The organism is Pseudomonadales bacterium (assembly GCA_013215025.1).
Lineage (GTDB): Bacteria > Pseudomonadota > Gammaproteobacteria > Pseudomonadales > DT-91 > DT-91.
On sequence record JABSRR010000048.1, the window covers coordinates 1 to 10179 of the forward strand.

At 46.9% G+C, this 10179-nt stretch carries 9 protein-coding genes; 8 read left to right on the plus strand and 1 reads right to left on the minus strand.

Features of this window, described 5'->3' with window-relative positions; genetic code table 11:
• Positions 1 to 125 (minus strand): cytochrome b (locus HRU21_05205; GenBank protein NRA41692.1); only part of this gene is annotated, 125 nt, incomplete at its 3' end.
• A gap of 129 nt (positions 126 to 254) precedes the next feature.
• On the opposite strand from HRU21_05205, the gene HRU21_05210 reads away from it, so the two are divergent.
• The 8 genes from HRU21_05210 to HRU21_05245 form a co-directional block, all read left to right on the plus strand.
• A complete protein-coding gene (locus HRU21_05210; GenBank protein ID NRA41693.1) occupies positions 255 to 2603 on the plus strand; it encodes an RNA-binding transcriptional accessory protein in 2349 nt (782 codons plus the stop codon).
• A 133-nt stretch (positions 2604 to 2736) separates the two neighbouring features.
• The gene (locus tag HRU21_05215; protein ID NRA41694.1) at positions 2737 to 3219 is read left to right on the plus strand and encodes a DUF3015 domain-containing protein; all 483 of its coding nucleotides are present in this window, start codon (positions 2737 to 2739) and stop codon (positions 3217 to 3219) included.
• Positions 3220 to 3292: 73 nt separating this feature from the next.
• Positions 3293 to 5179, plus strand: a complete 1887-nt coding sequence (locus HRU21_05220; GenBank protein NRA41695.1) for a DUF4105 domain-containing protein — start codon at positions 3293 to 3295, stop codon at positions 5177 to 5179.
• Complete coding sequence (locus HRU21_05225) at positions 5176 to 6033, plus strand: alpha/beta fold hydrolase (protein ID NRA41696.1); 858 nt, start codon at positions 5176 to 5178, stop codon at positions 6031 to 6033. Before HRU21_05220 ends, HRU21_05225 begins: the two co-directional genes overlap by 4 nt.
• 273 nt (positions 6034 to 6306) lie before the next feature.
• A complete protein-coding gene (coxB, locus tag HRU21_05230; GenBank protein ID NRA41697.1) occupies positions 6307 to 7455 on the plus strand; it encodes a cytochrome c oxidase subunit II in 1149 nt (382 codons plus the stop codon).
• A gap of 13 nt (positions 7456 to 7468) precedes the next feature.
• Positions 7469 to 9022, plus strand: coding sequence for a cytochrome c oxidase subunit I (gene ctaD / locus HRU21_05235; GenBank protein ID NRA41698.1), 1554 nt, complete (start codon positions 7469 to 7471; stop codon positions 9020 to 9022).
• Positions 9023 to 9055: 33 nt separating this feature from the next.
• Positions 9056 to 9607, plus strand: a complete 552-nt coding sequence (locus tag HRU21_05240; protein ID NRA41699.1) for a cytochrome c oxidase assembly protein — start codon at positions 9056 to 9058, stop codon at positions 9605 to 9607.
• 15 nt (positions 9608 to 9622) lie between these two features.
• On the plus strand, positions 9623 to 10179 hold a 557-nt coding region (locus tag HRU21_05245), incomplete at its 3' end, for a cytochrome c oxidase subunit 3 (GenBank protein NRA41700.1).

Here is a 10179-nt window from a genome sequence, read left to right on the forward strand (position 1 = left end):
TATAAACCATATGCCTTGGTTTCTGTCATGTAAATGCCAATGGATAGCAGGCTAATCATCATCAAGCCGACGAGCCAGTGCAGCGTCAGCGTGGTTTTGGATAACTGTGATCGATTATCTAGCATAAGCATTTCCTAAGGGCTATGGTGCTCAAATACACCATAAAAAATCATGAAAAACAATCTCGTTTTATCAGCTTTTTTCTCGCATAATCGCCAGCTGTTCTCAAGCTAACCTGAAGAAATTACTGCGATATGATCAATATTTTTCAAATCATTGCCGACGAATTAACGGTGCCAACAAACCAAGTGACAGCTACCGTGGCGCTGCTTGATGAAGGGGCTACGGTGCCTTTTATTTCGCGCTATCGAAAAGAAGTCACCGGTGGATTAGATGACACGCAATTGCGGCACCTAGATGATCGTTTGCGTTATTTGCGTGAGTTAGAAGAGCGTAAACAGAGCATTCTTAACAGTATTGATGAGCAGGGTAAGCTCAGCGATGAGTTGAAAAACGCCATCTCTAGCTGTACTGCAAAAAACACCCTAGAAGATTTATATCTGCCGTATAAGAAAAAGCGTCGAACCAAGGGGCAAATTGCCATAGAGGCTGGCATTGAGCCGCTCGCGGATAGCTTACTGAATAGCCCTGAATTAGCGCCCGAAGTTGAGGCCGCAAAATACCTTAACGCTGAGAAAGAATTTTCAGACGTGAAGGCAGTCTTGGATGGCGCCAAATACATTTTAATGGAGCGTTTTGCCGAAGATGCGACATTGATTGCCAAGTTGCGCAATTTCTTAAGCGCAGAGGCGCATTTAATTGCTCAAGTTGCCGAAGGTAAAGAATCCGAAGCGGCAAAATTCCGTGACTATTTTGAATATTCAGAAAGCTATCAGTCGGTGCCATCGCATCGCGCCCTAGCGGTATTTCGTGGTCGCAACGAAGGCTTCTTGCAGGCTAAGATTGATTTACCGCAAGACGGTGACGAGCCTCCAAAGCTTACCGCTGTGCATCCAGGGCAAATTATGATTGCTGAGCATCTTGGCCTTGAAGATCAGGGGCGCGCTGGCGATGCTTGGCTGAAAGAAGTGATTCGCTGGACCTGGCGTATCAAGCTGCATACGCATATCGAGACGGACTTAATGACCACTTTGCGTGAAAAAGCGGAAGAGGGTGCAATCTCGGTATTTGCAGACAACTTAAAAGATCTGTTATTGGCAGCGCCTGCAGGCGCTAAGGCGACGATTGGTATCGACCCTGGATTGCGAACCGGTTGTAAAGTGGCGGTGGTTGACCATACCGGTAAGCTGGTAGATTTCGCGACGATTTATCCGACGCCACCGAAAAATCAAATTGCTGAGTCGGCAGCAGTAATTGTGCAGTTCGCTAAAAAGCATAATGCGGCGCTAGTCGCCATAGGTAATGGAACCGCGTCGCGCGAAACCGATAAGTTTGTCGGCGAGATCATGAAGGAGTTTCCAGATCTAGGCCTAAAAAAAGTCGTGGTGAATGAGGCAGGGGCATCCGTGTATTCAGCGTCTGAGTTTGCCGCCAAAGAGTTTCCTGATTTAGATGTCACGATTCGTGGCGCGGTATCAATTGCGCGGCGCTTGCAAGATCCATTGGCAGAGCTTGTCAAGATAGAGCCTAAGTCGATTGGTGTGGGGCAATATCAGCACGATGTGTCACAGGTGCAGCTGGCCAGAAGCCTAGACGGTGTTGTTGAGGATTGTGTTAACGCGGTAGGCGTAGACGTAAATATGGCGTCGGTTGCATTATTGAGTCGAGTCTCTGGGCTTAATGCACGTATCGCGCAAAATATTGTCGATTATCGTGATTTGAATGGTACGTTTGCAACGCGCGATGCTCTAAAGGAAGTGCCACGCTTTGGTGACAAAACATTTGAGCAGGCTGCGGGGTTTTTGCGTGTGCGAGATAGTGACAATCCGTTAGATAACTCGTCAGTACATCCTGAATCGTATGCTTTAGTTGAAACCATTTCGAATAAAGCAGCCAAGGCGGTTACAAAGCTGATTGGTGATACGTCAACCTTGAAGAGCTTGAAGCCGCAGGAATTTGTCACCGAGCAGTTTGGCCTGCCAACCATTCAAGATATTCTGTCTGAATTGCAAAAGCCTGGTCGCGACCCTCGCCCTGAATTTAAAACCGCTGATTTTAAAGAGGGCGTTGAGAAAATCTCTGATTTGAAACCAGCGATGATTTTAGAGGGTACCGTCACAAATGTGACGAATTTTGGCGCGTTTATCGATATAGGTGTGCATCAAGACGGGCTGGTGCATATTTCAGCGATGTCCGAGAGTTTTATCTCGGACCCTCGTGAGGTTGTTAAGGCGGGCGAGATTGTTAAAGTCAAGGTGATGGAAGTTGATGTCAATCGAAAGCGTATTGGTTTATCGATGCGCCTTTCCGATGACCCTGCAGCGGCGCAATCAGATACTAAGCCACAAGCGCGCGGCAGGTCATCGGCGACGTCTGTTAAAGCGAGGGGCCAAGCTAAGCCGCAGAATCGGCGGGCGTCACAGTCGGACGGCGCAATGGGCAGCGCATTTGCCGCTGCGTTCGCCAAAGCTAAGCGCGATTAAGGCTGAATAGATAAACCTGACTATTATCAAAAAACACTCGCATCGATAGCTGACTGTCACTTATAGTGTGTTCAAGCAAGTCACAATAGCGTGTTCTGCTTTACAACAAGAAAATATTGAAAGGATTAACAATATGAAAAAACTATTAGCAAGTATAGTAATCACTGCAGCCTCATCTCAGGCTATGGCTGTTGCACCGGGTGGCCCAAACTGTGGCTGGGGCAATATGTTGTTTGAGGGCCAGTCAGGCCTGCTTTACCATGCGCTAGCGTCTTATACCAATGCGTCAACCTATAACGGTACGCTGGGTATGACATCTGGCACCAATGGCTGCTCAACCTCAGGCACACTCACCTATGGTGGTGACAAGATGGTTGATATCAGCTCACTGCTGGATGAGTTTTCTGAAGATGTGGCACGTGGTGATGGCGAAGTATTAACTGCCTTTGTTGTGTCTATCGGTGTTGATGCAGCAGACCGTGAAGCCTTTAAACAAGAGCTACACAACAACTTTGACCAGATTTTCACCAGCGCTAATGTGACTGCTGAAGAAGTTGTAAACAATATCGCATCAGTCATCAGTGCTGATGAGTCACTGGCAAAATACGTTTCATAAGCGCTTTTGCGGTGATCAAGCCTGATGCAAATCAGGCTTTTTTTTGTCTTAAATTTAAACCAAGTTGATGTTTATGTTGCACTGTATTTCTGTTGCACTGTTGTTTCTTGGCCTCTGCGGCAGCTTTATTGCGCGCGCTGAGCCGCTTGATTTTGTGCAGCTGGCAGAACAAAAAAAGTTATCTGAAAGTGCGGCATGGTTAAAGATTTTGCATTTTCAGGGCTCAGAAAGCTTTGTTGATGATGCGCGATATTTTTTAGCACCAACAGGTAAAACAGACCCGGCGGCCGAGCTGGCGGCCACTATCGAGAGTTTGCTTGCAGGAGGCGATGTTTTCTGTCAGTTTCCATTCCGACGGCAGTGGCTTGCGGAGCAGCTGCCGGGCTTTGCTGAGGCGCTGCCGGTGCAGATATGTCAAGATTATCAACAATGGCGTGAGCATATTTCGGCCCACTCGGTCACTTTGGTGTTGGCGGCCTCCTATCTGAATAGCCCATCATCGATGTATGGTCACACCTTCTTACGCTTTGATCGCAAAGATTCAGAAAGTGACCTAAATGCCTATGCCGTAAGTTTTGGCGCCTTAGTGACCGATGGTGGCGGCTTGTTATTTGCCTACAACGGTATTTTTGGTGGCTACCCCGGTCGTTTCAATGACTCCCCTTATCATGAAAAAATTAAAGAGTACTCGCGCTTAGATAATCGTGATTTGTGGGAATACAAACTGAATTTGAGCCCAGATGAAACCGATCGTTTAGTGGCGCATTTATGGGAACTCAATGATATCAACTTCGATTATTATTTTATCGATGAAAATTGCTCGTTCCGGTTGCTCGAGTTGATTGAGGTGGCAAGACCATCGCTTGATTTATCTAGCCAGTTTTCTTTATCAGCGATTCCGATTGATACGATTCGCGTGGTGGCTGACGCTGAGGCAGTGGCTGCAATAAAATATCGGCCGTCGAATCAAAAAAAGCTACAGCATAAAATTCAGCAGCTGGCCGACGACGACCAGCTATTGGCATGGCGCTTAGCTGAGCAAGAATTACGCTGGCAAGATCTGAGCTTCGACGCGTCAGATGGGCAGCGTGCTTACCAAGTTGCTGAGCTAGCCTATCATTACCTGCGTTATAAAAATAATCGCAAAGCGCGGCGGCAACAAGACGCCGATGTCAGTTTCGAGCTATTAAGAGCGATGAATCAATGGGCAGCGTTTCGTGTTGATAGCCAGCCAGAGCAGCCGATTCGGCCGGAGCAAGGTCACGAATCACGATCCTTGACGGGCTACCTCGGTTATCATGAGCTTTACCGCCGTGAATTTTTTGAGCTTGAATGGAAGGCGAGTTATCACGATCTGCTAGACAATCCTGCAGGTTACCCCGAGTCTATCTCATTGAATTTAGGGCAGGCTAAATTGAGAGTATATGACAATGCCAAGCTTGATTTGCGCGAGTTGAATATTCTAGAGGTGAGCTCGCTAAGCCCTTCCAGTCGATTCTTTAACGGTAATAGCTGGCGCTCTCGCGCCGGCTTTGAGCGTTTAAGTTTTCAGCCGAGTAAGTCTCAGATAGCTGCCTCAGATAAAAGCCCTGAGCCCGGCGATACGCCGATATGGTTCGCCGAGGGCGCCTACGGCAAAACCTACCCCTTGTTAGGGTTGAATGCCTATATCTTGCTAAATGGCCGGGTTGAATTTAATCGTAAAATGCAGCAAGAGGCAGCTCTAGGACTTGGCGTTCAGGCCGGTGTGTTTATGCAGTCTGACAGTGGTAGTTGGTTTGCTGAGAGCCGCTTTTATCAGTTTATTGCAGATGATCAGCGCGTTGAGGGGGCATTGGGTTGGCATCTGCCGCTATCGCGAAATAACGGTCTGCGTGTGCAGGCTAAATATTATGATTTTGACGAGCAGTATCGTGACTATACAGAAGCGCAGCTAGCCTGGCGGTGGCACTATCGATGAGGCGTATCATTCAACTATTGATAGTTTGGCTTTGTTTAGTTCAGTTATCTGGCTGCACCAATTTATTTTTCTTGCCGCAACAAGCGTGGCTGCAAACGCCGGCGGATTTGGGTTATGACTATGAAAATATCATGCTGCCTATGTCTGATGGCTTGGCGCTAAATCTCTGGTATCTGCCAAGTCGAAACGTAGACCAAGATTCACGCGGCAGCATCTTGTTTTTTCATGGCAATGCCCAGAATATCTCAACGCATATTAATGCGGTGTTCTGGTTTGCTGACCTTGGTTTTGATGTTTATTTGCTAGATTACCGCGGCTTTGGTAAGTCTCAGGGCTGGCCTGATTTGCCCCTGGTATTGGGCGATATTGCCGAAGTCAGCGAGTGGTTTTTAGCGCGTACTGCAGCCGATAAGCCGCGGGTGGTACTGGGGCAAAGTATGGGTGCCTCTATGGCTGGCTATGTAATGGCAACGCGGCCGGATATAGCGTCGCAGATGTCGCTGATTATTTTAGAGTCCGGCTTTGCAGACTATCGCTTGGTGGCGCGCCAAGCCTTGAGCAAATCTTGGCTTACATGGGCCTTTCAATACCCTTTGAGTTGGACGGTATCCTCGCGTTTCAGCTTAGTCTCAGTTATCGATCAGATTAGTCCCACCCCATTATTAATTCTGCACGGACTGCAGGATCCCGTTGTGGCGTTTGAGCATGCCGAGATGCTGGAACATGCGGCCAAAGCACCTGCACAGTTGATGCGCTATACTGGCGGCCATATTGCCGCGTTCACAAATCTTGAAAATCGCAAAATAGTGGTCGACTATATTGAGTCTCAGGCGGTGCTGGTGGGCAATCAGTAGCCCTTTTAGCACGGCTTTGTAAGCTAAAAAAATTGTCATTAAATTACCATAAAGCCATAGAGATAATATGGCTTTTATGGGGCGCTATCTGTATAATCTGCGGCGTTTTGTCGCACCTTAGTGCGTAATTTTGGTGCAAAAACAACATATAGAAAATTTATTTATAAATACCACAAGATGTTGTGGTTGCTAAAAATAATGTTTCTATCTTGCGAATTAACCTTGCGTTAAATCGCTCCATTTTTAAATAACATGACGGAGAGACGGGCAATTATGTACCTGAAAGCGAGACAGCTACAAAAGCTGGCGCTAAGTCCTGTGCTTTTCTTGGCGATGTTGTCATCAGATGCTGTTGCGAATGACAGACCAAACATGACGAATATGGTGCCGGGTGTAACAGAGCTTGGTCGTGAAATTTATGATTTGCATATGTTAGTTATGTGGATCTGTATTATCGTCGGTATTGGCGTGTTTGGTTTTATGTTTTATTCGATGTTTGCGTATCGCAAGTCGAAAGGCCATCAGCCAGCTAACTTCCACGAAAATATCGTGGCCGAGCTAGCATGGACGATTATACCGACTATTATTCTTGTATTGATGGCGGTCCCCGCTTCGTCTACCTTGATCAAATTATATGATGTTGAAGACGCTGATCTTGACATTCTTATCACCGGATACCAGTGGAAGTGGAAGTACAAATATCTGCTTGAAGACGGTGAGCCAGTTGAATATTTCTCAAACCTACGTACGCCGCAGTCTGAAATTCTTGGCGAAGATGTGAAGGGTGAGCATTATTTATTAGAAGTGGATAACCCGCTATACATTCCGGTGAACAAAAAAACCCGCTTCTTGATCACCGCTAATGATGTTATTCACGCCTGGTGGGTGCCGCATCTTGCCGTTAAAAAAGATGCCATTCCAGGCTTTATTAACGAAACTTGGGCGCGCCCACTTGAGACTGGTGTATTGCGCGGTCAATGTGCTGAGCTTTGCGGTAAAGACCATGGCTTTATGCCGATTGTGGTGAATGTCGTTGAGCAGGCTGAGTTTGATAGCTTTATTGCTGATAAGCAGCAGCAAGCTGCAGCGCTAGCTGAAATGATTAAGCTTGAAAAGACCATGGACGAGTTGATGGCTGAGGGTAAATCAGTCTACGACGGCAAATGTGCAGCGTGTCACGGCATGGCAGGTGAAGGCGGCGTTGGTCCGGCCATCGCAGGCAGTGCAGTCGCTATGGGTCCGCTTGATAAGCACCTGGATATTGGTGTGAACGGTATCCCTGGCACGATGATGCAGGCGTTTGGTCAGCAGATTAATGATGTTGAAATGGCAGCAGTTATTACCTACCAGCGTAATGCATTTGGTAATAATATGGGTGAGAAAGTCCAGCCTATCGACGTATATCAATTTAAAAACCAGTAGGGGGTAGCATCTAATGGCACATGGTCCTGCTAAAGGCATTTCACGTTGGTTGCTAACAACCAACCATAAAGATATTGGCGGTATGTACTTATGGTTCAGCTTCGCCATGTTTATTCTTGGCGGCAGCTTTGCCATGATAATTCGTGCTGAGTTGTTTCAGCCGGGTTTGCAGCTTGTTGAGCCAAACTTCTTCAACCAGATGACAACCATGCATGGCTTGGTGATGGTATTTGGTGCCATCATGCCGGCATTTGTTGGCTTGGCTAACTATATGATTCCGATGCAGATTGGTGCGCCTGATATGGCTCTGCCGCGGATGAATAACTGGAGCTTCTGGATTCTACCGTTTGCATTTGCGATTCTGGTATCTTCATTATTTATGGAAGGTGGCGGTCCAAACTTTGGTTGGACCTTCTATGCGCCGCTTTCAACAACGTATGCGCCACCTTCGGTAACGTTCTTTATCTTTGGTGTTCACATCATGGGTGCGTCATCGATCATGGGTGCGATTAACATTATCGCGACTATCGTCAATATGCGTGCACCGGGCATGACCTACATGAAGATGCCTCTGTTCGTTTGGACTTGGTTAATTACGGCTTTCTTATTAGTTGCGGTAATGCCGGTTCTTGCGGGTGCGGTAACCATGATGTTAATGGATATCCACTTTGGTACTTCGTTCTTTAGTGCTGCAGGTGGTGGTGATCCAGTTCTATTCCAGCATGTTTTCTGGTTCTTTGGTCACCCTGAAGTTTATATCATCATTTTGCCGGCATTCGGTGTGGTTTCTGAAATCATTCCAACCTTCTCACGTAAGCCGCTTTTCGGTTATGCGTCGATGGTTTATGCAACAGCAGCTATNGCATTCCTTTCGTTCATTGTATGGGCTCACCATATGTTTACCGTAGGTATGCCTGTTGCAGGTGAGCTCTACTTCATGTGGGCAACCATGTTAATTGCTATCCCGACGGCGGCGAAGGTATTTAACTGGGTTACTACCATGTTTAAAGGCTCGATCAGCTTTGAAACGCCAATGCTTTTCTCAATCGCTTTCGTGATTCTTTTCACCGTAGGTGGTTTTACAGGCATTATGCTTTCAATCGCCCCGAATGACTTCCAGTACCATGACTCATACTTTGTTGTAGCGCATTTCCACTACACCATGGTTGCAGGTGCGATCTTCTCGATCTCAGCAGCGACCTATTACTGGTTACCTAAGTGGTGCGGTAAGATGTACAACGAAACGATGGGTAAAGTGCATTTCTGGATCGGCTTTGTCGGCTTTAACTTAACCTTCTTCCCGCAGCATTTTGTTGGCTTAGCAGGTATGCCGCGTCGTATTCCAGATTACAATATGGTTTTCGCTGACTTCAATATGATGTCGTCGATTGGTGCCTTTATTTATGGTTCAGCACAGCTATTGTTCCTATACAATGTTGTTTCAACCATTCGTAATGGTCGTCCGGTTTCAGAAGATAAAGTCTGGGAAGGTGCGCAAGGATTGGAGTGGACAATTCCAACGCCAGCGCCATACCACACTTTCGAGGTACCACCTCAAGTCAAATAAACGCTGTTTATGATGTGAGGTAGAGAGGTAAACATGGCTAAACAAAATGCTGACAAACTGGTCATTAAGTTGTTTGCAGGCGCTCTGGCCATGTTTGCGTTCGGTTTTGCATTGATTCCGCTATATGATGTATTTTGCGATATCGCAGGTATTAATGGCAAAACCGCCGATGCCGCTTATGAAGCGGTAGAAGTTCAAGTCGATACCAGCCGTACGGTTACAATTCAATTTGTGGCTGAAAATAACGACGGCATGGTGTGGGACTTCAAGCCTGAGGTCACCAGTATTAAGGTGCACCCCGGCCAAGCAACCAATACAACGTTTTTTGCTAGCAATCCAACCCCGCGAAATATGGTTGCGCAAGCAATACCATCGGTTTCACCGGGACGAGCAGCTGAATTTTTTCATAAAACCGAGTGTTTTTGCTTTAACAAACAAGAGTTAGCCGGCCGTAGCGACATTGATATGCCGCTGCAGTTTATTGTTGATCAAGATTTGCCGGATGACATTCAGACAATAACTTTAGCTTATACAATTTTTGATGTGACGCCGCAGCCTGACGATGCTCAGGTGGCTGCACAGTAATAACGGAGAGTAACAATGGCAGGTCAAAAAACCGAAGATTTTCAGACCTATTATGTGCCAGAGCAAAGCAGTATGGCGATTCTTGCCTCTGTCACTTTGGCGATGACGGTCTATGGTGTAGCGGGCGGTATTAATGCGCTATCTGCTGGTGATGGCTCGGGCTCTACCAGCTGGTTTTTATTCGGCGCTGGTTTGGCAATGTTTATTACCGTGTTGGGTGTTTGGTTTGGCTTGACGATTAAAGAAAATCTTCAAGGCATGAACTCTGAACAATTAAAGCGTTCCTACCGGATCGGCATGCAGTGGTTTATTTTTTCTGAAGTGATGTTTTTCTTCTCCTTCTTCTTAGCACTGTTTTATTTTCGTGTTGTATCTGGGCCAGATTTGGCTGAAGGTGCGACCAACAGTATTTTGTGGAACGGATTTAATTACGACTGGCCGCTGCTGGCAACCCCGCAAGATGCTATTGGCGGTGTCGATGCGCAGGCAAAGGCCGGTTACTTAGCTAACAACGGTCAGTTTGTCGGCGCCGATAAGGCGATGACCTGGCCAGGTTTCAGCAACCTACTTAG